Source organism: Vibrio sp. OPT46 (assembly GCF_015163535.1).
Taxonomy (GTDB): Bacteria; Pseudomonadota; Gammaproteobacteria; order Enterobacterales; family Vibrionaceae; genus Vibrio; species Vibrio alginolyticus.
The window spans coordinates 651-1,274 of the sequence record NZ_JADDYG010000084.1; the positions used below are offsets into that span (position 1 = coordinate 651).

1 protein-coding gene is annotated in these 624 nt (G+C 41.5%); it reads right to left on the minus strand.

Annotated features, from left to right (window positions below):
* A partial coding sequence (locus IQR33_RS03370; RefSeq protein WP_193843518.1) for a hypothetical protein occupies positions 1-624 on the minus strand: 624 nt, incomplete at both ends.

Here is a 624-nt window from a genome sequence, read left to right on the forward strand (position 1 = left end):
CCTTTTAATACTCCCAAGTAGAAAGTCACATGATCAAAACGTCGTCGATATCCCTTCTGTTTCACTGCCAATATTTCAGTCATCAGCTCAGCACGAGATGGCATAGAAAGCCGACAACTTAATCGACTTAACTGGAAAAATAGCTTCCACACCCATTGAGGGAATACTTTAGCAACCTCATTCAATAATGAAGTCAATAATTCAGGTGTTATTTGTTCAGGGCAGTCATTTAAATAGTCAAGAACAACCTTTAGTGGCTCCACTGCATAATCACCATCGCCTGGCTTACTTTTCCCTTTGTTCACTGAAGGTATCAATGCGACAGCCTGATCCACTCTACCTGCGACAATAAACAGCTGAATGATAGCACTGCGATCGTCATAGTTTTTTTGATATTTCTTCAACTGAGCTGCTTTTAATACTGCATGAACAAACGCTTCATCCTGCCAGTGCTTCTTGACAGCGTCTAATAGTGCAGTTGCAGTTTTACATGTTTTAATGACCGAAGGAATATCTGCAACCTCTCCCGAATAAGGCCGTTCATTCTTACTATTTTCGCTTTCACCAATAGTGATGAACGGTTTATCTGCACGGAACCCTCTACGATAATACGGCGTCCACTCT